At 60.8% G+C, this 24,853-nt stretch carries 19 protein-coding genes; 14 read left to right on the forward strand and 5 right to left on the reverse strand.

Annotated elements, in window-relative coordinates:
* The first annotated feature begins 7 nt into the window (after nt 1-7).
* Genes NWP14_RS05035 through NWP14_RS05055 form a run of 5 tightly spaced genes read left to right on the forward strand, consistent with a single transcriptional unit; the run spans nt 8 to nt 5,488 of the window.
* Nucleotides 8-952 carry an ABC transporter permease gene (locus NWP14_RS05035; protein ID WP_095097702.1) on the forward strand — a complete coding sequence of 315 codons (945 nt, stop codon included), beginning with the start codon at nt 8-10 and terminating at the stop codon, nt 950-952.
* A complete protein-coding gene (locus tag NWP14_RS05040; protein ID WP_346431534.1) occupies nt 949-1,800 on the forward strand; it encodes an ABC transporter permease in 852 nt (283 codons plus the stop codon). Before NWP14_RS05035 ends, NWP14_RS05040 begins: the two co-directional genes overlap by 4 nt.
* Nucleotides 1,797-3,401: a dipeptide ABC transporter ATP-binding protein gene (locus NWP14_RS05045; protein ID WP_375214902.1), complete on the forward strand. Its 1,605-nt coding sequence runs from the start codon at nt 1,797-1,799 to the stop codon at nt 3,399-3,401. Before NWP14_RS05040 ends, NWP14_RS05045 begins: the two co-directional genes overlap by 4 nt.
* Entirely contained in the window at nt 3,398-4,387 is a 990-nt protein-coding gene (locus NWP14_RS05050) for a putative FMN-dependent luciferase-like monooxygenase (RefSeq protein ID WP_095097693.1), read from the forward strand. Before NWP14_RS05045 ends, NWP14_RS05050 begins: the two co-directional genes overlap by 4 nt.
* A gap of 9 nt (nt 4,388-4,396) precedes the next feature.
* Nucleotides 4,397-5,488, forward strand: coding sequence for an alkylhydroperoxidase domain protein (locus NWP14_RS05055; RefSeq protein ID WP_375214903.1), 1,092 nt, complete (start codon nt 4,397-4,399; stop codon nt 5,486-5,488).
* A 42-nt stretch (nt 5,489-5,530) separates the two neighbouring features.
* Here the strand turns inward: NWP14_RS05055 and araJ are convergent, their stop codons facing one another.
* Nucleotides 5,531-6,682: an MFS transporter AraJ gene (gene araJ, locus NWP14_RS05060; protein ID WP_375214904.1), complete on the reverse strand. Its 1,152-nt coding sequence runs from the start codon at nt 6,680-6,682 to the stop codon at nt 5,531-5,533.
* Nucleotides 6,683-7,014: 332 nt separating this feature from the next.
* On the opposite strand from araJ, the gene ppk2 reads away from it, so the two are divergent.
* Complete coding sequence (gene ppk2, locus NWP14_RS05065) at nt 7,015-7,833, forward strand: polyphosphate kinase 2 (RefSeq protein ID WP_095097684.1); 819 nt, start codon at nt 7,015-7,017, stop codon at nt 7,831-7,833.
* A 138-nt stretch (nt 7,834-7,971) separates the two neighbouring features.
* Entirely contained in the window at nt 7,972-8,403 is a 432-nt protein-coding gene (locus NWP14_RS05070; RefSeq protein ID WP_331835259.1) for a VOC family protein, read from the forward strand.
* Between the two features lie 47 nt (nt 8,404-8,450).
* On the opposite strand, the gene fdnI is transcribed toward NWP14_RS05070, so the two are convergent.
* The 3 genes from fdnI to fdnG are packed head-to-tail and all read right to left on the reverse strand — an operon-like array spanning nt 8,451 to nt 13,043.
* Entirely contained in the window at nt 8,451-9,107 is a 657-nt protein-coding gene (gene fdnI, locus NWP14_RS05075; RefSeq protein WP_095097678.1) for a formate dehydrogenase-N subunit gamma, read from the reverse strand.
* Complete coding sequence (gene fdxH, locus NWP14_RS05080) at nt 9,100-9,984, reverse strand: formate dehydrogenase subunit beta (RefSeq protein WP_375214905.1); 885 nt, start codon at nt 9,982-9,984, stop codon at nt 9,100-9,102. Before fdxH ends, fdnI begins: the two co-directional genes overlap by 8 nt.
* 11 nt (nt 9,985-9,995) lie before the next feature.
* Complete coding sequence (gene fdnG, locus NWP14_RS05085; protein ID WP_375214906.1) at nt 9,996-13,043, reverse strand: formate dehydrogenase-N subunit alpha; 3,048 nt, start codon at nt 13,041-13,043, stop codon at nt 9,996-9,998.
* A 225-nt stretch (nt 13,044-13,268) separates the two neighbouring features.
* Between fdnG and yddG the strand changes: the two genes are divergently transcribed.
* Nucleotides 13,269-14,147, forward strand: coding sequence for an aromatic amino acid DMT transporter YddG (yddG, locus tag NWP14_RS05090; RefSeq protein WP_375214907.1), 879 nt, complete (start codon nt 13,269-13,271; stop codon nt 14,145-14,147).
* Nucleotides 14,148-14,226: 79 nt separating this feature from the next.
* On the opposite strand, the gene NWP14_RS05095 is transcribed toward yddG, so the two are convergent.
* Nucleotides 14,227-15,726 carry a SmvA family efflux MFS transporter gene (locus NWP14_RS05095; RefSeq protein WP_375214908.1) on the reverse strand — a complete coding sequence of 500 codons (1,500 nt, stop codon included), beginning with the start codon at nt 15,724-15,726 and terminating at the stop codon, nt 14,227-14,229.
* A 120-nt stretch (nt 15,727-15,846) separates the two neighbouring features.
* Here NWP14_RS05095 and NWP14_RS05100 point away from each other — a divergent pair, with 120 nt between their 5' ends.
* The 6 genes from NWP14_RS05100 to narI all read left to right on the forward strand — a co-directional run bounded on the left by NWP14_RS05100 (nt 15,847) and on the right by narI (nt 24,811).
* Entirely contained in the window at nt 15,847-16,431 is a 585-nt protein-coding gene (locus NWP14_RS05100; protein WP_346431542.1) for a TetR family transcriptional regulator, read from the forward strand.
* A gap of 287 nt (nt 16,432-16,718) precedes the next feature.
* Nucleotides 16,719-18,107, forward strand: a complete 1,389-nt coding sequence (locus tag NWP14_RS05105; protein ID WP_095097662.1) for a NarK family nitrate/nitrite MFS transporter — start codon at nt 16,719-16,721, stop codon at nt 18,105-18,107.
* A 68-nt stretch (nt 18,108-18,175) separates the two neighbouring features.
* The gene (locus NWP14_RS05110; RefSeq protein WP_346431543.1) at nt 18,176-21,916 is read left to right on the forward strand and encodes a nitrate reductase subunit alpha; all 3,741 of its coding nucleotides are present in this window, start codon (nt 18,176-18,178) and stop codon (nt 21,914-21,916) included.
* Nucleotides 21,913-23,439, forward strand: coding sequence for a nitrate reductase subunit beta (gene narH, locus NWP14_RS05115; protein ID WP_346431544.1), 1,527 nt, complete (start codon nt 21,913-21,915; stop codon nt 23,437-23,439). The genes NWP14_RS05110 and narH overlap by 4 nt, the downstream gene beginning before the upstream one ends.
* Nucleotides 23,439-24,134, forward strand: a complete 696-nt coding sequence (gene narW, locus NWP14_RS05120) for a nitrate reductase molybdenum cofactor assembly chaperone (protein ID WP_331835267.1) — start codon at nt 23,439-23,441, stop codon at nt 24,132-24,134. The genes narH and narW overlap by 1 nt, the downstream gene beginning before the upstream one ends.
* Complete coding sequence (gene narI / locus NWP14_RS05125) at nt 24,131-24,811, forward strand: respiratory nitrate reductase subunit gamma (protein ID WP_375214909.1); 681 nt, start codon at nt 24,131-24,133, stop codon at nt 24,809-24,811. The genes narW and narI overlap by 4 nt, the downstream gene beginning before the upstream one ends.
* The last annotated feature ends 42 nt before the right edge of the window (nt 24,812-24,853 follow it).

The following is a 24,853-nucleotide window of genomic DNA, read 5'->3' on the forward strand; positions in this document are numbered from 1 at the left end:
GCCGACGATGAGCCGCTATCTTCTAAGCCGGCTGGGCCAGGGTTTACTGGTGCTGTGGGCGGCGTTCACCCTCTCCTTCGTGCTGCTGCAGGTTCTGCCGGGCGATGCGGTGCTGATCAAGTTCCAGAATCCGGATCTTGGCCTCAGCCCGGCGCAAATTGCCGAAATGCGCCTCGCCTACGGCGCCGATAGCCCGCTGTGGCGACAGTATGTGCACAGCCTGCTGGCGATGCTGCGCGGAGATTTTGGCTACTCGCTGCAGGCGGGGATCGCGGTCAACGCGCTGCTCGCCAGCAATCTTCCGCAAACCCTGAGCCTCGCGTTTCCGGCCTTTATCGCGGCGATCGCGCTGGCGTTTACCCTCGCCTTCGCCGCGCGGCTGCCGGGGTTACGCTGGCTGAGCAACGCCCTGCAATCGCTGCCGGTGCTGTTTATCTCCCTGCCCACCTTCTGGCTCGGCATCGCCCTGATTCAGCTGTTCTCCTTCCAGCTGCGCTGGATCCCGGTGATCAACCCCAGCCCGCTACAGGGGCTGATTCTGCCGATTATTGCCGTGGCGGTGCCCATCTCCGCGCCGCTGGCGCAGATTCTGCTGCGTAGTATGGACCAGGTTGCCGCGCTGCCGTTCGTCGCCGTCGCCCGGGCCAAAGGAATGAGCGAAACCGGCGTGCTGTGGCGACACGTCATCGGTAACGCCCTGCTGCCGGTACTGAACATCGCCGGCCTGCTGCTTGGCGAACTGATCGCCGGCGCGCTCATTACCGAAACCGTGTTTGGCCGCGGCGGGCTCGGGCAGCTAACCCAGCAGGCGGTGAATAATCAGGATATCGCCGTGCTGCAGGCGGTGGTGATGATCTCGGCCCTTGGCTTCGTGCTGATTAACCTGCTGGTCGATCTGCTGATGCCGCTGTTTGACCCTCGTTTGAAACCGCTTGCCGGAGGTGCTGCATGAGTCTGGTCGATTACGCCATCGCCGCCCGCCGCCGGACGTTTAGCCGGCGCAGCCTGCGCCTGCAGCCGGGGCTGTGGCTGGCCTGGGCGGTCATCGTTACCGCCGCGCTGCTGGCCGTCGCGCCGCAGCTTTTTACCTCCTGGAATCCGCTGGAAGGGATACCCGGCGCCCAGCGCCTGGCGCCTCAGGCCGGGCACTGGCTCGGCACCGACCAGCTGGGGCGCGACCTGTGGGCGAGAATTGTTTACGGCGCCGTGCACTCCCTCAGCGCGGCGCTGGCGGCGGTCGCCATCGGGCTGATCGTCGGCAGCGCGCTCGGCACCCTTGCCGGGGCCGCCGCCGGACGCGTGGAGTCGGTGGTGATGCGGCTGGTTGACGTTCTGCTGGCGATCCCTTCGCTGCTGCTGTCGCTTACGGTGATCATTATCCTCGGCTTCGGCACCGTCAACGCCGCCGTGGCCGTTGGCGTCGCCGCGATTGCCAGCTTTGCCCGCCTGGCGCGGGCGGAGGTGGTTCGCGTACGCCATAGCGATTATGTCGAGGCGGCTTACGGCAGCGGCGGGACCTTCTTCGCCGTCTTCTGGCGACATATTTTGCCGAATTCGCTGACCGCGGTGCTGGCGTTCGCCACCCTGCAGTTCGGCCAGGCGATCCTCGCGCTCTCCACCCTGAGCTTCCTCGGCTACGGCACTCCGCCCCCCGTCCCGGAATGGGGGCTGCTGATTGCCGAAGGGCGCAACTATCTTTCAACCGCCTGGTGGCTGACCACCTTCCCCGGCGTGGCGGTCGTTGCGGTGGTGCTCGCCGCCAACCGCATCAGCCGTCAATTCAGCGGAGAACGCGCATGAACGTATTAAGCGTCGAAAACCTGCGCATCAGCTACCGCTCCCGGCAGCAGTGGCGCGAAGTCGTGCATGGCGTCAGCTTTAGCGTCAGGCGAGGCGAAATGCTGGCATTCGTCGGCGAGTCCGGCTCCGGCAAGACCACCACCGCCCAGGCTATTATCGGCCTGCTGGCGGATAACGCCCGCCGCGACGGCGGGCGGGTCATCATTAACGCCGAGGATATCAGCGGCTGGTCGGCAAAGCGGCTCGATAGCCTGCGCGGCGCGCGCATCAGCCTGGTGCCTCAGGATCCGGGCAACTCGCTGAACCCGGTGCAGACCATCGGCGCCCAGGTCGGGGAGATCCTCCGCCTGCATCAAAAGCACAGCGCCGCCGAGCGCAAGAATCAGGTGCTGGCGCTGCTGGAGAAAGTCGGCCTGAGCCATCCCGAACAGCGCTTTAACCAGTACCCGCATCAGCTCTCCGGCGGCATGAAGCAGCGGGTACTGATCGCGATAGCCATCGCCCTGAAGCCCGATTTAATCATTGCCGACGAGCCCACCAGCGCCCTCGACGTCACGGTACAAAAGCGCATTCTCGACCTGCTCGATACCCTGCGCCGGGAATCCGGCACCGCGGTGCTGTTTGTCACCCACGATCTGGCGCTGGCGGCGCAGCGCGCCGACCGCCTGCTGGTGTTTCGCCACGGCGAAATTCAGGAGCACGGCGCTACGGCCGACGTGATCCTCGCGCCGCAGCACGCCTACACCCGCCAGCTGCTCAGCGACCTGCAGGGGCAAAGCCTGACTATCGCCCCGGCGGGCGGACGCGGGCTGGCGACGCCGGCCATCCGCCTCGAAGGCGTCAGCAAGCGCTTTTCGTTGGGCCATTCGCATCTGCAGGCGCTGGATAGCGTGAGCTTTGAGGTGCGGCGCGGCAGCACCCACGCGCTGGTCGGCGAATCCGGTTCAGGGAAAACCACCCTCGCGAGGATCCTGCTCGGTTTTGAGCGCGCCGATAGCGGCGAGATTGCCATTGACGGCATCAATGCCGGACATTTAAGCCGCGAAGCGCAGCGCCAGCTACGGCGCAAAATTCAGTTCGTCTATCAAAACCCGTTCGCCTCGCTCGATCCGCGCCAGACGCTGCTGGAAATTATCGAAGAGCCGCTGAAAAACTTTGGCCGGCTCAGCCCGACCCAGCGGCGCGCCCGCGTCGAGGCGGTTGCCGCCAGGGTTGCCCTCGCCCCTGAGCTGCTGGGACGAACCGCCCGCGAGCTCTCCGGTGGCCAGCGCCAGCGGGTGGCTATTGCCCGCGCGCTGGTGCTGGAGCCGACCATCCTGGTGCTGGATGAAGCCACCTCGGCGCTCGACGTCACGGTTCAGGCGCAAATTCTGGCCCTGCTGCAGCAGCTCCAGCAGCAGCTGGGGCTGACCTATCTGTTTATTACCCACGATCTGGCCACGGTGCGCCGCATCGCCCACAGCGTGACGGTCCTGCGCGCCGGACAGGTTGTCGAACACGGTGAGGTTAACCGTCTGTTCGCCGCGCCGCAGCACGATTACACCCGCGAGCTTATCGCCGCTATTCCCCACTTTTCCACCTCAAGCAAGGAGGTTGCATGACGCGTAAACGTCTGGGCTTTTTCACCCGTCTGCTGGACGACGCGGCGCCAAAGGAGCGCTACCGCCTGGCGACCGAACAGATCCGCCACGCCGAACGTCTCGGCTTCGATAGCGCGTGGATTGCGCAGCACCATTTCCATGAGCATGAGGGCGGCCTGCCGTCGCCGCTGGTGTTTCTCGCCCATGCCGCCGCGCATACCGAGCGTATTCGCCTTGGCACCGCCATCATTACCCTGCCGATGGAAAATCCGCTGCGCGTTGCCGAAGACGCGGCGGTGCTGGATCTGCTCGCGGACGGGCGGCTGGAAGTGGGCTTTGGTTCGGGCGGCACGCCGACCTCGTTTTTACCCTTTGGCCTCACCAGCGAACGGCGGGGAGAGGTCTTCGCCGAACACCTGCATCTGATCCACAGCGCCTGGCGCGGCGATTCGCTGGCCCATCCGGATAACCATCTCTACCCGCCGGCGCCGCAGCTCGCCGAGCGCATATGGATTGCCACGTTCTCCGCCGAAGGGGCGATCCGCGCGGGCCAGGCCGGGCACGGACTGATGCTCTCCCGCACCCAGCCGCGCCCCGTCGGTCAGCCGCAGCTGCCGCTGGACGCCATCCAGAATCCGATTATCGACGCCTACCTCAGCGCGCTCCCGGCGGGGGTCGCACCGAGGATCCTCGCCTCACGCACCGCGTTTGTTGCCGACAGCCGGCAGTACGCCCTGCAGGTGGCGGAGCCGGGCCTGCGTCGTCAGGCAGCGGCGCACCGCGCTGCCGGACATCAGCTTGTTGGTGACACCGTCACAGATTATCTCTCTCAGCTGGATGCCCACGTCGGCGATGTCGAACAGGTGAAGGCTTCGCTGGCGCAGGATAGCGTGCTGGCGCGGGTGACCGATATTTCGTTCCAGGTCCACTCCGTTGAACCTTCGCATCGCGACACGCTGCGTTCCATTGAGCTGATCGCTCAGCATATTGCCCCGCAACTACAGTAAGGAGTCACCATGACACTGAGTCAGGATATTTTGGCTGAGCTGGCCGATATTGCCCCGGATTCCGCATTGGCCGAGGCCCGAGCCGTGCGCGAAGCGGCCACCCGCCATGCCCAGGGCAGCTATGAAACGCTGTTCGGCCAGGAGGAGGAGGATTTCCCCCTGAACGAGCGCTTTGCGGTCGCGGCAAAGGTGGCCAAGCTGCACCAGGCCGACGCCCTCGCCGCCCACTACGCCGGATTTGGTCTTGCCGACCCGACCTCGCCGCGGCTGATCCCCGCGCTGGGGTTTGCCCGCCTGCTGACCTTTACCCCGATCGAGGCCACGCCAGCGGCGCTGCAGACGTTAACTCACGCCGGCTGGAGCCTGCGGGCGGTGGTCACCCTCGCCCAGCTGATCGCCTTTGTGAGCTTCCAGAGCCGGCTGATCGCCGGGCTGCGGCTGCTAAACGGTAAGCCGGTGGTCAGCGCGGAGACGCCGGTGGTTGCCGGCTTCTGGCATACCGCGCCGCAGACGGTCAGCGGTAAGCGTGCGCCGGTGCACTTCACCCGCGACGAGCTGAGCTGGGAACCGTGGATCGCCGCCAAACCGCTGGACGAATTCAGCGCAGCCGAACAGGGTATTCTGGCGAAATATGGCCACAGCGACTCGCCCTACTTTCGCCTGCTGTCCCGCAACCAGCCGCTGCTGGAGCAGCGCACGCTGACCGACAAGGGCATCTTCTACACGCCGGGCGGGCTACCGCGCGCGGAAAGGGAGCTGGCGGCTACGGTGGCCAGCAAAGTTAACGGCTGTATTTATTGCGCGTCGGTGCACGCCCGCAAGGCGGCCCAGCTGGCAAAAGAGGAGACGGCGGTGGAAACGCTGCTGGCGGTAACGCCGGGCGATAATCTCAGCGACGGCCAGTCGGCGCGCTGGCAGGCGGAAATTGATTTTGCCGCGGCGGTCTCGGTCACCCCGTCGGCGCTCGGCCCCGGTCATCTGGCCGCCGTTGAACGCCAGGGGCTCGATACCCTCGCCCAGCTCGACCTGCTGCAATCCGCCGCATTTTTCGCCTGGGCAAATCGCCTGATGCTGACCCTCGGCGAGCCGTTTGCGGATTGAGTCATCAGCCCTGCGCGCCGCGATAAGAATGGCGCGCAGCGGCTAGCGAAGGCTGCGCTGATAGCGGGCGTAAATCAGCAGCGAACTCATGGCCAGGAAGGAGAGCCCGGCGGCCGGCAGCGCAACCGAGCTCCAGCCAAAGCCCAACGTCAGCATCATTCCGCCGCACAGGGCGCCAATCGCGCTGCCGAGGTTAAACGCAATCTGTCCCCCCGCCGCCCCCAGCATCTCCCCGCCGCGGGCGTTTTGCAGCAACAGGATTTGCAGCGGCGCCGCCAGCGCAAACAGACCGGTACAGCAGATAAAGGCCAGCAGCAGCGCCGCCGGTGGACGATCGCCGAAGATAAACATCAGCAGCAGCACCACGGCGATCGTGCCGTCAGTGGCGGCGGCAATACGCAAGGGGCTAAAGCGGGAGGAAATTTTGCCGCTGAGCACGTTGCCCAGCACCATCCCCAGGCCAACCAGCATCATAATAAAGATGATCGCGCCTTCGGAAAAACCGGCAACGTTAATCATAAACGGCTTGATATAGCTGAACCACGCAAATACGCCGGCGTTGCCAAACAGCGTGGCGGCAAATATCAGCCACGGCGCGGGGGATTTTAAAAAGTAAAACTGTTCGCGTAATCGCGTCGTGGATTTATCAAATAGCGTCGGCACCCAGCGGATAATAGACAGAAATACCGCGACGTTAAATATAGACAGAGCCAGGAAAGTGTCGCGCCAGCTAAACTGGTGGCCGATCCAGGTGCCGGCAGGCACGCCAATGAGATTCGCTACCGTCATCCCGCCTATCATCCCGGCGACCGCCGCGGTGACTTTTCCCGGCGGGGCAATTTTCGACAGGATAATCGCGCCAACGCCAAAAAAAGCGCCGTGGGGAAAACCGGAGACCAGCCGGCCGACCGCCAGCATGGAATAGCTCGAAGAAAAGGCAAAAACGGCATTACCGATAACGCTGAGCGCGACCAGAAATAGCATGATCGATTTTAACGAAAAGCGGCTTGAGACCAGCGCCATCACCGGCGCGCCAATCACCACCCCGCAGGCGTAATAAGAGATCATATTTCCGGCGACGGGGATCGATATTCCCACGTCGTGGGCCACTTCCGGCAGTACGCCCATAATGCCAAATTCCGCCATACCCAGACCAAAGGTGCCAAGCGCTAACGAAAAAATAGCTTTTTTCATACTTCTGAACCTTAAATAATACAGGCTTGCCCAGGCCCCAGGCGGGCGAGACGGCAGGCCGGGCAACGTGGCAAACAGGTCAATCCCTGGCGGTATAACCCTTTGTTTTTACTTTCGGTCGGCATTATTGACCATTCGACGGCGGCAGGCCAGCCAAAAACGTAAAGTGACATTTTTATCCATATAACGGCGCGATAGCTGCATGAATATCTCCTCCGTTGCTTAATTAACGCCCCGCGCGGCGATTAATATTTTCCGCCGGCCGCTGGCGCGGTTATTACACTTCATAGTAAAGCGCTCACCCTGGCGCGATAGACGACGGAGAAGAGCTCATGGGAAACAAGAAAAAAAGCAAAGCCATCGATCGCGTCGGTAAAACCGAGCCGCTCAGCGATAAAGAGTATGAAAAAGCGTTGCGCAAGCTGCACGTTGAGCTGGTCAAGCTGCAGCTGTGGGTCGTCAGCCAGGGGCTGAAGGTCTGTATCGTGTTTGAAGGTCGGGATGGCGCCGGGAAAGGCGGCACCATCAAAGCCATCACCGAGCGAGTCAGCCCGCGCGTGTTTCGGGTTGTCGCCCTGCCGGCGCCCACCGAGCGCGAGAAGAGCCAGCTCTACTATCAGCGCTATATTCCCTTTTTACCCGCCGCCGGAGAGATAGCGATCTTCGACCGCAGCTGGTACAACCGCGCCGGCGTCGAGCGGGTGATGGGCTTTTGTACCCCCGAACAGACCGACAAATTCCTCGAAGGCGCGCCGATGGTCGAACGGGCCATGGTGGAATCGGGGATCATTTTGCTGAAATACTGGCTTGAAGTTACCCCGGAGGAGCAGGAGCGTCGCCTGCGCGACCGCATCAACGACGGGCGCAAAATCTGGAAACTGTCGCCAATGGACATCAAGTCGTTTAACCGTTGGGACGACTACACCGCCGCCCGGGACGCGATGTTCGCCGCCACCGATACCGCCTGGGCGCCGTGGTTTGTCGCCCGCTCGGAGGAGAAGAAGCGCGTTCGCCTGAATATCATTACCCACCTGCTGGCGCAGATCCCCTACAAGAACCCGCATATCGAGCCGGTTAAATTGCCCAAACGCAAAACGGGCAAGGCCAAATCCATCGAATACCCCTTCCGTTTTATCAAGGAACACTTCTAGCAGCTCCCGCACCGGCGGGAGCCTCACCACCGCTACCCGTAATGGCGGGCACAAATGGCACAATCCGCTCTTTACCTCAGGTTAACCTGAGGTATTACCGTTGTCGGCAGAGCAAAACGACCAATCAGGAGCAGCGCTATGCAGGAAGTTGACAGCGGTTTTACCCACGTAGCCTTTATGGTTCGCGATCTGCAAAAGAGTATCGATTTTTATAGCCGCTACACCGCGATGCAGGTGATCCACCGGCGTTCGCCCGATCTGCCTTCCGCCCGCCACGTGGCCTGGCTGAGCGACCGCACCCGCCCGTTCGCGCTGGTGCTGGTGCAGACGGATAGCCACACCGATACCCCGCTTGGGCCGTTCGGTCATCTCGGGGTCGCGTGCGCGACGCGGCAGGAGATCGATGAAAAAACCGCGATGGCGCGTCGGGAGGGAGTGCTGCGCAGCGAGCCTGAACAGCTCGGCGAGCCGGTGGGCTACTACGTATTCTTCGCCGACCCGGATGGCAATACCCTCGAGCTCTCTTACGGCCAGCGCGTGGGTCTGGAGGTCATGCGCGGCGAAGGCTAAAAAAATGGCGCGACATCGGTCGCGCCATCCACAATTCAGCGGCAGGCCTATTTTATCCCCTGCGAACTCTCTTTCTTCGCTTCCAGACGTTCGACATCGCGGTACCAGCGCGGATGGTGCTTTTTCGCCCAACGGCGGCTCACCTTGCCTTCAACCATGCCCTTAATCGACCCTTTCACCCAGAACGCCATATACATATGGATCAGGATGGCGTGGATCAGCACAATCGCCGACGCCGCGTGGATCAGCAGGCCGTAGCGAATGACCTGAATCGGGAAATAGTGGGCAAAGTACGGCCGCCAGATAATCACCCCGCTCACCAGCAGCACAAAAATCATGCTCATAATGGTCCAGAACATCATCTTCTGCCCGGCGTTATATTTCCCAACCCGCGCCACCTTGTGCTCGTTGCCTTTCAGCACCTCAACAATCCCCTTCAGCCACGGAATATCCTGCCTGTCGGGGATGTTGTGGTGCACAAAACGGACGAACATAAACATCAGGGCGATAAAAATCACCACCCCGAAGAAGGGATGCAGGATGCGTCCCATCTGCGGCGTACCGAAGGTTTCCGTCAGCCACTGCAGGGTCGGAAAGAAGAACGCGATCCCGGAGAGTGAAACCAGAAAGAAGCAGATAACCACCGTCCAGTGACAGGCGCGGTCGATAAACTTCGTGCGCACAATCATCTTCGAATTACTCATCATGTTGCTCCTCATCGTCATCCGCTTCCTTGTTCGGCCCGATCCCGATGTAGTGATAAATCAGCCCGGCAAAGGTGGCGACAAAGCCCAGCGCCGAGAGCGGCTTCAGCGCCCCTTTCCACAGATTGATGCTGGTATCGATTGTCGGGTCGTTCGGCAGCTTGTGGTACAGCTCCGGCTGGTCGGCGTGATGCAGCACGTACATCACGTGCGTGCCGCCAACGCCCGGCGGGTTGTACACCCCGGCGTGCGGATAGCCGCGCGCCTTCAGCTTGTTGACCCGCTCCTGCGCCACCTCCAGCATCTCTTTCTTGCTGCCGAAATGGATAGCGCCGGTCGGACAGGTTTTTACGCAGGCCGGCTCCTGGCCCACGCTAACGCGGTCAACGCACAGCGTGCATTTATAGACCCGGTTATCCTCTTTATTGAGGCGCGGGACGTTAAACGGACAGCCGGCGATGCAGTAGCCGCAGCCGATACAGTTTTCCTGCTGGAAGTCGACGATGCCGTTAGCGTACTGAATAATCGCCCCGGCGGAGGGGCATGCCTTCAGGCAGCCCGGATCTTCGCAGTGCATGCAGCCGTCTTTACGAATCAGCCACTCCAGCCTGCCGTTCTGTTCGGTTTCGCTAAAGCGCATCACCGTCCAGGATTTAGCGCTGAGATCCGCCGGGTTATCGTAAACCCCGACGCAGTGCCCCACTTCATCGCGGATATCATTCCACTCGGAACAGGCCACCTGGCAGGCCTTACAGCCCACGCAGGATGAAACATCGATAAGCTTGGCGACTTCCGCCTTAAAGTCCCGCGCGCGGGGCGCGGGAGTCATAGGGTTAGTCGCGGAGCGTTTAATAATGTCCTGTGTTTCCATCGCCATTGAATCGCCCCTTACGCTTTCTCGATGTTGACCAGAAACGCCTTATACTCCGGCGTTTGCGAATTGGAATCGCCGACGTTCGGCGTCAGGGTATTGGCGATGTAGCCCTTACGGGCCACCCCTTCAAAGCCCCAGTGCAGCGGAATTCCGACGGTTTCCACCTGCTGGCCGTTGACGTTGAGGGTCCGCAGGCGGCGGGTCACCACCGCCACCGCGCGAATAAAGCCGCGCATGCTGCTGACCGTCACGCGATCGCCGTTGGCAATCCCCTTGGCTTTCGCCAGCCCCTCGCTGATTTCGACGAACTGTTCCGGCTGCGCGATGGCGTTAAGCCGCGTGTGCTTGGTCCAGGTGTGGAAGTGCTCGGTCAGGCGATAGGTCGTGCCGACGTACGGGAACCTATCTTTCTTACCTAAACGCACGGCATCCTCTTCGTACAGACGCACCACCGGACTGGAGATAACGTTCGGGTGCAGCGGGTTGGTGCCCAGCGGCGTCTCCATCGGCTCGTAGTGCTCGGGGAACGGACCTTCCGCCAGCTTATCCAGCGCAAACAGACGGCCGAGGCCCTCCTGCTGCATGATAAACGGACCGGTTTTGCTCCCCGGCGGCGCGGTGTTGAAGTCCGGAATGTCGTTACCGACCCACTTAGCGCCGTTCCACTGGATCAGCATCCGTTTCGCATCCCACGGCCTGCCGTTGATATCCGCCGACGCGCGGTTATAGAGCACGCGACGGTTTAGCGGCCACGCCCACGCCCAGCCCAGCGTGTTGCCAAGGCCCGACGGGTCCGCGTTGTCGCGGTTGGCCATCTGGTTGCCCTGCTCGGTCCAGCTACCGGTATAAATCCAGCACGAGGATGAGGTTGAGCCGTCGTCGCGCAGCAGCGCGAAGCTGTCCAGCAGCTGGCCTTTTTTCGCCACCAGCGTGCCGCTGGCGTCATAGAGATCCGCCAGCGCGTAGCCGTTGTTCTCTTTCGCCACCTCTTCCGATTCCGGGTGGTCCGGCCGTTTGTAGTTCCAGCCCATCTGCAGCAGCGGCTCGGCGCCCTTACCGCCCTCGGCGCGGTACATTTCGCGCAGACGGTGGTAGATACCGGCGAGGATTTCGCCGTCGTTGCGCGCTTCGCCCGGCGCATCCTGGCCTTTCCAGTGCCACTGCAGCCAGCGTCCGGAGTTGGCGATGGAGCCATCCTCTTCGGCAAAGCAGGTGGACGGCAGGCGGAAGACTTCCGTCTGGATCGCCGCCGGGTCGACGTCGTTGGACTCGCCGTGGTTCTGCCAGAAGACGGAGGTTTCGGTCACCAGCGGATCGATAACCACCATGTACTTCAGCTTGCTGAGGCTGCGCACCACCTTGTTTTTGTCCGGGAAGGACGCCACCGGGTTAAAGCCCTGACAGATGTAGCCGTTAACTTTGCCGCTATCCATCATGTTGAAGTATTTGATGACGTCGTAGGCCTGATCCCATTTCGGTAACCAGTTAAAGCCCCAGTCGTTCTCCTGGCGCGCCGCGTCGCCGTAGAAGGATTTCATCAGGCTGACGAAGAACTTAGGATAGTTACCCCAGTAGTTCACCTGCTCATCCAGCGTCGCTTTTGGCGTGTTGGCCTGCAGGTAGCTTTGCAGATCCGTCTGCTTTTCCGACGGCAGCGTCAGATAGCCGCTCAGGCTGGTCGACAGCAGCCCGAGGTCGGTCAGCCCCTGGATATTGGAGTGTCCGCGCAGGGCGTTCACTCCGCCGCCCGCCATCCCCATATTGCCGAGCAGCAGCTGGATCATCGCCATAGTGCGGATGTTCTGCGCCCCGACGGTGTGCTGCGTCCAGCCCAGCGCGTAGAGGAAGGTGGTGGTGCGATCCGCCGCGCTGGTGGAGGCCAGCACTTCGCACACCTTGAGGAAGTCCGCTTTCGGCGTCCCGCAGATGTTCTCCACCACGTCCGGCGTATAGCGGGAGACGTGCTGTTTCAGCAGGTTCCAGACGCAGCGCGGGTGGGTCAGGGTTTCATCGCGTTTCGCAAAACCGTTCTCATCAAACTGGTAGTTCCAGGAGGACTTATCGTACTGGCGTTTTTCAGCGTCATAGCCGCTGAACAGGCCGTCATCGAAGGCAAAATCATCGCGCACCAGCAGGTTAGCGTTGGTGTAATGCTGCACGTATTCGGCGTTAATTTTGTTGTTTTCAATCAGGTACAGCAGCACCCCCGACAGGAAAGTGATGTCGGTACCGGAGCGGATCGGCGCATAGATATCGGCCACCGATGCCGTACGCGTAAAGCGCGGATCGACGACGATAAGCGTCGCGTCGTTGTTGTTCTTCGCTTCTAACGCCCAGCGGAATCCCACCGGATGCGCTTCTGCGGCGTTGCCGCCCATCACCATCACGACGTTAGCGTTTTTGATATCAACCCAGTGGTTGGTCATCGCACCGCGACCAAATGTTGGAGCAAGACTTGCTACCGTTGGTCCGTGTCAGACGCGTGCCTGGTTGTCTACCGCCAGCATGCCGAGAGAGCGAACAAACTTCTGCGTCAGCATGCCGGTTTCATTACTCGCCGCGGATGCGCACAGCATCCCGGTGGAAAGCCAGCGGTTAACCGTTACGCCCTGTTCGTTGTTCTCAATAAAGTTAGCGTCACGGTCGGCTTTCATTAATTTGGCAATGCGCTCGAAGGCGTCATCCCACGAAATACGCTGCCACCTGTCGGAACCCGGCGCGCGATATTCCGGGTAGCGCAGGCGGTTTTCGCTGTGCACGTAGTCCAGCAAACCGGCCCCTTTCGGGCACAGCGCGCCGCGGCTCACCGGATGATCCGGGTCCCCTTCGATATGATAAATCGCTTCTTTCGCGTTCTTCGCGCCGTCGCCCAGGCTATACATTAATAGCCCGCAGCCCACGGAGCAGTATGTGCAGGTGTTGCGGATCTCTTTGGCGCGCAATAGCTTATAGCTACGCGCCTGAGCCAGCGCCATTTTGGGTGCAAAACCCAGGGCAGCAGCTGTTGTTCCGGCCATACCGCCTGCGCAGATTTTGAAAAACTTTCTGCGGCTGACGTCCATTGATTTTCTCCATGCAGGAATTTTGTTCATTGCGGAGGGGAAACTAACAGCAATGACCCTGTTTTTATTGCGTCAAATCAATGTCGAAAACGCTCGCCCCCTTAATAGTCAGGCCTCGCGAGTTTAATTACCTCCTTAGTATTAACCGCTGATGAAAATATCGGCCTCGCGGAATAGAAAAGTGTTATAAATCCAAGCTGAACTGCTATTGGCATCAGGTTTAAGATGGAAAAGAAGAAGGCAACATTAACCGGACTGGTGGCTATTGTGCTGTGGAGCACGATGGTCGGTTTGATCCGCGGAGTGAGCGAAGGGTTAGGCCCGGTGGGCGGTGCGGCAATGATCTACAGCCTGAGCGGTATTTTGCTGGTGTTTACCGTCGGTTTCCCGCACCTGCGTCAGATCCCGCGCCGCTATTTACTGGCCGGCAGCCTGCTGTTTGTCAGCTATGAAATCTGCCTCGCGCTTTCGCTGGGCTTTGCCGGCACCCGCCAGCAGGCGATCGAAGTGGGTATGGTCAACTATCTGTGGCCCAGCCTGACGATTTTATTCGCCATTCTCTTTAATCAGCAGAAAAGCACCTGGCTGGTTATTCCCGGCTTATTTATTGCGCTGTTTGGCGTCGTTTGGGTATTAGGCGGTGAGCACGGCCTGAATAGCGATGAAATTATCAGCAACGTCGTCTCCAGCCCCCTGAGCTATATTCTGGCGTTCGTCGGCGCCTTTATCTGGGCGGCCTATTGCACGGTGACCGCCAAATATGCGAAGGGCAAAAACGGCATCACCCTGTTTGTATTATTAACGGCCCTGACCCTGTGGCTGAAATTCCTGTTCAGCGAGCAGCCGCCGATGGTCTTTAGCTGGCCGGTGGTTATCAAGCTGGTGATGGTCGCGGTGGCGCTGGGGCTGGCCTATGCGGCGTGGAACGTGGGAATTCTGCACGGCAACGTCAGCCTGCTGGCGGCGGCATCGTACTTTACGCCGGTGCTCTCATCCGCGCTGGCGGCGGTGCTGCTGAGCGCGTCCCTCTCGTGGTCGTTCTGGCAGGGAGCCGGCATGGTATGCGCTGGCTCCCTGCTCTGCTGGTACGCGACCCGCCGCTAGCCTCCCCGCTGGCGGCGCTCAACGTTGGCGTACCTGCGGCCGCGACAGGCGCCGGGCCGCAAAGGAGCTCTCTCTTCGGCTATAGGGCGTCATTCACCGGCGGCGCTTTCGCCAGACTGCGCCAGATCCCTACCGCCAGCAGCAGCAGCAGGACGCCGGCGGTCGCCAGGACGATACTGTGGGCGCTGATAAACGCCGTTTTGGCCGCCTCAACCAGCGCATGGGCCGGAATAGCGGGCATCGACTGGGCCAGATTTATCGCCTCGCTGATCGAGGATGCGGCCTGCTCCGCCGCGCCGCCGTCAATACCGTTCGGTAATACAATCGACGCGCCGTAGCTGCGGGTCAGGATCAGGCCAAAGAGCGCTATGCCCAGCCCGGCGCCGAGCTCATAGGCCATCGTTTCAATCGCTCCCGCCGCGGCCGCCTTCTCTTTTGGCGCGGCGGCCATAATCGCCGAGCTGGAGGCCAGCAGCGCGCTGGCAACGCTGAAGCCAAGCAGGGTCATCAGCCCCCACGCCAGCCACGGCTGGCTGCTGAAGTCGGTCATCGACAGCCCGAGGAAGCTGAACGCGCTCAGCAGCATCCCGCCGGTGGCCACCTGGCGCAGGCCGAGACGCGAGACCATCATCCCGGCGATCGGCCCGCTAAATCCGCTTGCCACCATCAGCGGCAGCATAAACAGCCCGGCCTCAAACGGCGTTTTACCGTGCACAAACTGCAGCTCCTGCGCCATCAGCAGCTCGAAACCCACCAGCGTAATCAGCGCCGTCATCGCCATCATCACGCCGCTTAAAATAATGCGGTGCGTGAAGAGGCGCATATCCACCATCGGCCTCGCCGATGAGAGCTGCCGGCGCACGAAGGAGAACAGCATCCCCGCCCCGGCAAGGGCCACCAGCCCGGTGATCCACAGCTCAAGCTGCCCTTTCAGCGCCGTTTTGGCGCTAAAGACCAGCATCAGGATCGCCGTAATCAGCATCAACGCCTGCAGCATATTCAGCGGCTGCTCGCGTCGCGCGGGCTGGCGAGGCACCATCCGCGCGCTGAAGGCCATGACCACCAGCACGATGGGGACGTTGAGCAGGAAGACCGATCCCCAGTAGAAATGTTCCAGCAGCATTCCGCCCACCAGCGGGCCGAAAGCCGCGCCGCCGGAGCCAATCGCCGCCCACAGGCCCAACGCCATATTGCGGTGGCGGGCTTCGGCAAAGGTGTTACGAATGCCGGCCAGCGTCGCCGGGACAATCATCGCGGCGCCGATGGCCAGCAGCGCCCGGGAGGCAATCAGCGCCATCGCGCTGGGGGAAAAGGCCGCCGCCAGCGATGCGACGCCGAAAATTCCGCTGCCGAGCAGCAGCAGGCGCTTAAAGCCGATTTTGTCGCCAAGCGCGCCCATCGGCAGCACCATGCCGGCCATCACTAATGAATAGATATCAATGATCCACAGCAGCTCATTGCTGCTGGTACTCAAGGATACGCTAAGCGTTGGCGCCGCCACGTGCAGCACCGTGGCATCGATCGCCACTGGAAGATAAACCAGCAAAATCGCTATTAGCGTTAACCATTGCCGAGACATACTACATTTCCTCAATTAACTAAATTGGACACGCGTCCAGGAATGCGATCCTGCCGGATTGTTGAACGACTGTCCAACTTTTTGTTACTATCAATGAAAACCACTGCACGGCGGGAGAATATGAACTATTTAAGTCGGGAAGATCGTCGGGAAGTTATCCTGCAGGCGGCGATGCGCGTGGCCCTGCGCGGCGGCCTTGGCGCGATGACCGTCCGGCAAATAGCCAGCGAGGCCGGCGTTGCTACCGGGCAGCTGCACCACCACTTCACCTCCATCGGTGAGCTTAAGGCCCACGCCTTCGTCCAGCTGATTCGGGATATGCTGGCCATCCAGCTGGTTGATGACGCGGCAAGCTGGAACGAGCGTCTGTTTTCGATGCTGGGCAGCGAAGATGGCCGACTGGAGCCGTACATTCGCCTGTGGCGCGAGGGGCAGCTGCTTTCCAGCAGCGATCGCGATATCAAAGCGGCCTACCTGCTCACCATGAGCCTGTGGCACGAAGAGACGGTCAACATTATTCAGCACGGAACCGCGGCCGGGGAGTTTCACCCCGGCGATAGCGCGGAGAATATTGCGTGGCGGCTCATCGCCCTCGTCTGCGGATTAGACGGTATTTACGCGCTGGGAATGAAAGAGATTGATGACGCTGCCTTTAGTCGATATATAAATTATTATATAACGATGGAGCTTTTTCGCCCTTCCTGAATAACCGGCAGGCCCGACGTCTCCCGCCGGCGCGGGTGGGAGACGGTTCACCCAGCGCGGCCCTCCTGCTGATGCGGCCAGCAGCGCCCTTTCATGCAACATATTATTTACATTTTGTAACAAATAACAACCCTCTATTCGCCGCGTGTTTTCTTCTGCACCGTTTTTTTTATCTATTCTTTCAAACATTACAATAATTAAAACGACCAGCCTTCATAACAGCCTCAGCTTAATTTTCTGTTTTCTCATCTCTATTTTTGTTTGGTCACGGTGCAATCGAGGGCAATATGTCAATACAAAATGAGAAAGATAATCATTACCTTTTAAAAGACTGGCGACCCGAAAACCCGGCATTTTGGGAAAATAAAGGTAAAAAGATCGCGCGGAGAAACCTTTTTATTTCAGTAACTTGTCTGCTACTCGCCTTCTGCGTATGGATGTTATTTAGCGCAGTAGCGGTGAATCTTAATAAAGTAGGATTTAATTTCACTACCGACCAGCTCTTTTTATTAACCGCCCTTCCTTCGCTTTCCGGGGCAATATTACGCGTGCCCTATTCGTTTATGGTGCCAATATTTGGCGGGCGCTACTGGACGGTAATCAGTACCGTTATATTAGTGGTGCCATGCCTGTGGCTCGGTTTCGCGGTACAGAACCCGGCTACGCCGTACTGGATATTTATCATCATCGCTCTGCTGTGCGGTTTCGCCGGCGCCAACTTTGCCTCCAGCATGGGCAATATCAGCTTTTTCTACCCGAAAGCAAAACAGGGCAGCGCGCTGGGCGTGAACGGCGGGCTGGGCAACCTCGGCGTCAGCGTGATGCAGCTGCTCTCGCCTGTTTTCGTTTTCCTCCCGCTGTTTACCTTCCTCGGCGTGCGCGGCGCCGGGCAGCCGGACGGCTCAACCCTGTGGCTGGGCAACTCGCCGCTTATCTGGGTCCCGCTGCTGCTGATCGCCACCGCGGCCGCCTGGTTCGGCATGAACGATATCGCCGGTTCCAAAACCTCCATTCGCGATCAGCTGCCGGTGCTAAAACGTCCGCATATGTGGCTGCTGAGCCTGCTGTATCTCGCGACCTTCGGCTCGTTTATCGGCTTTTCCGCGGGCTTTGCGATGCTGGCGAAAACCCAGTTCCCGGACGTCAATATCCTCCAGCTGGCCTTTTTCGGGCCGTTTATCGGCGCCCTGGCCCGTTCATTTGGCGGCATTATCTCTGACCGCCTCGGCGGGGTTAACGTGACCCTCGCCAACTTTATCCTGATGGCGCTGTTTACCGGCCTGCTGTTTCTCACCCTGCCGGGCTCCGGTTCCGGCAGCTTCCTCGCCTTTTACGTGGTGTTTATGGGGCTGTTCCTGACCGCCGGCCTCGGCAGCGGCTCCACCTTCCAGATGATCGCCGTGATCTTTCGCCAAATCACCGTCGATAGCGTCAAAAAGCGCGGCGGTACCGACGAACAGGCCCAGCATGAGGCGGTGACCGATACCGCCGCCGCGCTCGGCTTTATCTCCGCCATTGGCGCCGTGGGGGGCTTCTTCATCCCCAAAGCCTTCGGCACCTCGCTGGCCATGACCGGCTCCCCGGTCGGCGCCATGAAGATCTTTTTTGTGTTTTACGTGGTTTGCGTGCTGGTGACCTGGCTGGTCTACGGGCGCCGCAGGCCGGCGACGAAATAAACAAAATAATAAATAAATGTTGAGCAATGTAACCACGGGGGCGCAATCCCCCGTCAGGAGATAATGTCATGAGCAAACTACTGGATCGCTTTCGCTACTTTAAGCAAAAGGGCGAGAGCTTTGCCAACGGCCACGGTCAGGTGTACAACACCAACCGTGACTGGGAGGATAGCTACCGCCAGCGCTGGCAGTTCGATAAGATTGTCCGCTCCACGCACGGCGTAAACTGTACAGGCTCATGTAGCTGGAAGATCTACGTTAAAAACGGGCTCGTCACCTGGGAAACCCAGCAGACCGACTATCCCCGCACCCGCCCTGACCTACCGAACCATGAGCCGCGCGGCTGCCCGCGCGGCGCCAGCTACTCATGGTACCTCTACAGCGCCAACCGCCTGAAATACCCGCTGGCGCGCAAGCGGCTGATTGAGCTGTGGCGCGAGGCGCTGGCGCAGCACCCGGACCCGGTGAACGCGTGGAACAGCATCATGCAGGACCCGCAGAAATGCCTGAGCTACAAGCAGGCGCGCGGGAAAGGCGGATTTATTCGCTCGACCTGGAAAGAGCTCAACCAGTTGATCGCCGCCGCCAACGTCTGGACCATTAAAAACTACGGTCCGGATCGCGTGGTCGGCTTCTCGCCCATTCCGGCGATGTCGATGGTTTCCTACGCCGCCGGTACCCGCTATCTGTCGCTGATCGGCGGAACCTGCCTGAGCTTTTATGACTGGTACTGCGACCTGCCGCCCGCCTCGCCGATGACCTGGGGCGAGCAGACCGACGTGCCGGAATCCGCCGACTGGTACAACTCCAGCTACATCATCGCCTGGGGCTCCAACGTCCCGCAGACCCGAACGCCGGATGCCCACTTCTTCACCGAAGTGCGCTATAAAGGCAGCAAAACCATCGCTATTACTCCGGACTATTCGGAAGTCGCCAAGCTTTGCGACCAGTGGCTGGCGCCCAAACAGGGCACCGACAGCGCGCTGGCTATGGCGATGGGCCACGTGATCCTTAAGCGCTTCCACCTCGATAACCCCAGCGATTACTTCCTCAACTACTGTCGCCACTACACCGATATGCCGATGCTGGTGATGCTCGACAGGCGCGACGACGGCAGCTGGGTGCCCGGGCGCATGCTGCGCGCGTCGGACCTGCTGGACGGGCTGGGTGAAAGCAATAACCCGGAATGGAAAACCGTCGCCTTCAATGCCGCAGGGGAGCTAGTGGCGCCTAACGGCTCGATCGGCTTCCGCTGGGGCGAGAAAGGGAAATGGAACCTCGAACCGCTGGCGGCCGACAAAGAGACCGAGCTGCGGCTCTCGCTGCTGGATATCAAGGACTCCGTCGCCGCGGTGGGCTTCCCCTACTTTGGCGGTAACGAAAACCCGCATTTTCGCAGCGTTAAGCAGGAGCCGGTGCTGATCCATCAGTTGCCGGTTAAGCAGTTGGCGCTGGCAAACGGCGAAAGCGGCCTGGTGGCCAGCGTTTACGATCTGGTGCTCGCCAACTATGGCCTCGATCGCGGCCTGGATGACGCCAGCGCGGCGCAGGATTTTGACGATCTCAAAGCCTACACTCCGGCCTGGGCCGAACAGATCACCGGCGTGTCGCGCCGACATATCGAGCAGATCGCCTGGGAGTTCGCCGACACCGCGCATAAAACCCACGGGCGCTCGATGATTATCCTCGGCGCCGGCGTCAACCACTGGTACCACATGGATATGAACTACCGGGGGATGATCAACATGCTGGTGTTCTGCGGCTGCATCGGGCAAAGCGGCGGCGGCTGGTCGCACTACGTTGGTCAGGAGAAGCTGCGCCCGCAAACCGGCTGGCTGCCGCTGGCCTTCGCCACCGACTGGAACCGCCCGCCGCGCCAGATGAACAGCACCTCGTATTTTTACAATCACTCCTGTCAGTGGCGCTATGAGAAGTTGACCGCGCAGGAACTGCTCTCCCCGCTGGCGGATGCCAGCCGCTTTAGCGGCCACCTGATTGATTTTAACGTCCGCGCCGAGCGCATGGGCTGGCTGCCGTCGGCGCCGCAGCTGAGCGTCAACCCGCTGACCATTAAGCAGCAGGCCGATTCCGCCGGACTCTCTCCCGCCGACTTCACCGCCCAGGCGCTGAAATCCGGCGATATCCGCTTTGCCAGCGAGCAGCCGGATAACGGCAAAAACCATCCGCGAAATATGTTTATCTGGCGCTCCAACCTGCTGGGCTCTTCCGGGAAAGGCCACGAGTACATGCTCAAATATCTGCTGGGGACCGACAGCGGCATTCAGGGCGATGAGCTGGGGGCGACGGATGAGGTGAAGCCGGAAGAGGTGGAGTGGCAGACCGCCGCCATTGAGGGCAAGCTCGACCTGCTGGTGACCCTCGATTTTCGCATGTCGAGCACCTGCCTGTTCTCCGATATCGTCCTGCCGACCGCCACCTGGTACGAAAAAGACGATATGAATACCTCGGACATGCACCCGTTTATCCATCCGCTCTCCGCCGCCGTTGACCCGGCCTGGGATGCGAAAAGCGACTGGGAAATCTACAAAGATATCGCTAAGGCCTTCTCCGAGGTCTGCGTCGGCCATCTTGATAAAGAGACCGACGTGGTGCTGCTGCCGCTGCAGCATGACTCCCCGGGGGAGCTGTCGCAGCCTTTTGACGTCTTCGACTGGCACAAGGGCGAGTGCGATCTTATCCCCGGGAAAACCGCCCCGACCATCGCCGTGGTTGAGCGCGACTACCCGGCGACCTGGGAGCGTTTTACCTCCCTTGGCCCGCTGCTGGACAAGCTGGGCAACGGCAGCAAAGGGATTTCGTGGAATACCCAGGACGAGGTCGATTTCCTCGGCAAGCTCAACTACGTCAAGCTCGATGGCCCGGCTAAAGGCCGCCCGCGCATCGACAGCGCGATAGACGCCGCCGAGGTGATCCTCAGCCTGGCGCCGGAAACCAACGGTCAGGTGGCGGTGAAGGCCTGGCACTCCCTCGGCGAGTTTACCGGCCGCGAGCACAGCCACCTGGCGATCAATAAAGAAGACGAGAAGATCCGCTTTCGCGATATCCAGGCCCAGCCGCGCAAAATCATCTCCAGCCCCACCTGGTCCGGCCTTGAGAGCGAGCACGTCTCGTACAACGCCGGCTATACCAACGTGCATGAGCTGATCCCGTGGCGCACGCTCTCCGGCCGCCAGCAGCTCTATCAGGATCACCCCTGGATGCGCGCCTTCGGCGAAAGCCTGGTGGTCTATCGGCCGCCGATAGATACCCGCAGCGTCAGCCATATGAAGGCGATCCCGCCCAACGGCTTCCCGGAAAAAGCGCTGAACTTCCTGACCCCGCACCAGAAATGGGGCATCCACTCCACCTACAGCGAAAACCTGCTGATGCTGACCCTGTCGCGCGGCGGGCCGATCGTCTGGCTCAGCGAAACCGACGCCAGGGAGCTGGGGATTGAGGATAACGACTGGATTGAAGCGTTCAACGCCAACGGCGCCCTCACCGCCCGCGCGGTGGTCAGCCAGCGCGTGCCGCCTGGGATGACCATGATGTACCACGCCCAGGAACGAATCATGAATATTCCGGGTTCTGAAGTCACCGGACTGCGCGGCGGGATCCATAACTCGGTGACCCGTATTTGCCCGAAACCGACCCATATGATCGGCGGCTACGCGCAGCTGGCCTACGGCTTTAACTACTACGGCACCGTCGGCTCTAACCGCGACGAGTTCATCATGATTCGCAAAATGAAAAATATTAACTGGCTGGATGACGAAGGTTCCGATCGGGTACAGGAGGCGAAAAAATGAAAATACGCTCACAGGTCGGGATGGTGCTAAACCTCGACAAATGCATTGGCTGTCATACCTGTTCGGTCACCTGCAAGAACGTCTGGACCGGGCGCGAAGGCATGGAGTATGCCTGGTTTAACAACGTCGAAACCAAGCCCGGCATCGGCTATCCGAAAAACTGGGAAGACCAGGAGGAGTGGCAAGGCGGCTGGATCCGCGGGATCACCGGCAAGCTCACGCCGCGCCTCGGCAGCCGCGTCGGCGTGCTATCGAAAATCTTCGCCAACCCGGTGCTGCCGGGGATCGACGACTATTACGAGCCCTTTACCTACGACTATCAGCACCTGCATACCGCCCCCGAAGGCCAACACCTGCCCACCGCCCGCCCGCGCTCGCTGATCAGCGGCAAGCGGATGGATAAAATCACCTGGGGTCCCAACTGGGAGGAGCTGCTCGGCGGCGAGTTTGAAAAGCGCGCCCGCGATCGCAACTTCGAGGCGATGCAGAAAGAGATGTACGGCCAGTTCGAAAACACCTTCATGATGTACCTGCCGCGCCTGTGCGAGCACTGCCTCAACCCGAGCTGCGCCGCCACCTGCCCGAGCGGCGCCATCTATAAGCGTGAAGAGGACGGCATCGTGCTGATCGACCAGGACAAATGCCGCGGCTGGCGGATGTGCATCAGCGGCTGCCCGTACAAAAAAATCTACTTCAACTGGAAAAGCGGCAAGTCGGAAAAATGCATCTTCTGCTATCCGCGCATCGAATCCGGTCAGCCAACGGTCTGTTCGGAAACCTGCGTCGGGCGTATTCGCTATCTCGGCGTGCTGCTGTATGACGCGGACCGCATCGAAGAAGCGGCCAGCACCGAGCATGAAACCGACCTCTACGAACGTCAGTGCGACGTATTTCTTGACCCGCACGATCCGGCGGTAATTGAGGAGGCCCTGAAGCAGGGGATCCCGCATAACGTGATCGACGCCGCGCAGAAATCACCGGTCTATAAGCTGGCGATGGACTGGAAGCTGGCGCTGCCGCTGCATCCGGAATACCGCACGCTGCCGATGGTCTGGTACGTCCCGCCGCTGTCGCCGATCCAGTCCGTCGCCGACGCCGGCGGCCTGCCGAACAACGGCAGCATACTGCCGGCGGTCGAAAGCCTGCGTATTCCGGTCCAGTATCTGGCCAACCTGCTGAGCGCCGGCGACACCGGTCCGGTGCTGCGCGCCCTGAAGCGTATGATGGCGATGCGCCACTACAAGCGCTCCCAAACCGTAGAAGGCGTCACCGATACCCGCGCCATCGAAGAGGTCGGCCTCAGCGTCGAGCAGGTAGAGGATATGTACCGCTATCTGGCGATCGCTAACTACGAAGACCGCTTCGTGATCCCCACCAGCCATCGCGAAATGGCGGAAGACGCCTTCCCGGAACGCAACGGCTGCGGCTTCACCTTCGGCGACGGCTGCCACGGCTCGGATACCAAATTCAACCTGTTCAACAGCCAACGCATTGATGCGATCAATATCGGGGAGAGAGACTAATGCGCATCCTCAAAGCGATCGGCCTGCTGCTGGAGTACCCGGACGAAGTACTGTGGGACAACCGCGAGGAGGCGCTGGCGCTGGTCAGCGCCGATGCGCCGGCGCTGCTGGCGTTTGTTGAACCGCTGCTGGCCGCCCCGCTGCTCGACCGTCAGGCCGAGTGGTGCGAAGTCTTTGAGCGCGGGCGCGCCACCTCGCTGCTGCTGTTCGAGCACGTGCACGCGGAGTCCCGCGACCGCGGCCAGGCGATGGTCGAGCTGATGAATCAGTATGAGCAGGCCGGCCTGCAGATCGACTGCCGCGAGCTGCCGGACCATTTACCGCTGTATCTGGAGTATCTCAGCACCCTGCCGCCGGCGGGCAGCCGCGAAGGATTGCAGAACGTCGCGCCGATTCTGGCGCTGCTCGGCGGGCGGCTCAAGCAGCGGCAGTGCGAGTATTATCGGCTGTTTGACGCGCTACTGGCGCTGGCCGGCAGCAAACTCAATAGTGACAGTGTCACTAAGCAGGTGGCGGGTGAAAAGCGCGATGATACCCGCCAGGCGCTGGATGCGGTGTGGGAAGAGGAGCAGGTGAAATTTATCGAAGATAAAGCCACCGCCTGCGACAGTTCTCCGCTGCAAAACTATCAACGACGCTTTAGCCAGGACGTCGCGCCGCAGTACGTCGACGTCCGTGCCGGAGGCCCGAAATGATACAGTACCTCAACGTCTTATTTTACGATATCTACCCCTACCTCTGCGGCTCGGTGTTTATGCTCGGCAGCTGGCTGCGCTACGACTACGGCCAGTACACCTGGCGCGCCGCCTCCAGCCAGATGCTCGACAAACGCGGTATGGTGCTCTGGTCAAACCTGTTCCACATCGGCATCCTCGGCATCTTCTTCGGCCACCTGTTCGGCATGCTGACGCCGCACTGGGTCTATTCGTGGTTCCTGCCGATGTCGCAAAAGCAGCTGATGGCGATGATCCTCGGCGGCGCCTGCGGCGTGCTGACGCTTATCGGCGGCGCGGGCCTGCTGATCCGCCGCCTGACCAACCCGCGCATTCGCGCGACCTCGTCGACGGCGGATATTATGATCCTCAGCATCCTGCTGATTCAGTGCCTTCTTGGCCTGACGACGATCCCCTTCTCCGCCCGGCATCCGGACGGCAGCGAGATGCTCAAACTGGTGGACTGGGCGCAGGCGGTGGTGACCTTCCACGCCGGCGCTTCGGCGCATCTTGACGGCGTGGCGTTTATCTACCGCGTCCATCTGGTGCTGGGGATGACTATCTTCCTGATATTCCCGTTCACCCGCCTGGTCCACGTCTGGAGCGCGCCGATCGAGTACCTGACCCGCCGCTACCAGGTGGTGCGTTCAAGGCGCTGAGTCTCTCTCCCGGGAGAGCAGCAGCGTTAAGCGCCGGCAGCA

The sequence above is a fragment of the Klebsiella sp. C349492 genome (assembly GCF_042055345.1).
GTDB classification, from domain to species: Bacteria; Pseudomonadota; Gammaproteobacteria; order Enterobacterales; family Enterobacteriaceae; genus Klebsiella; species Klebsiella scottii.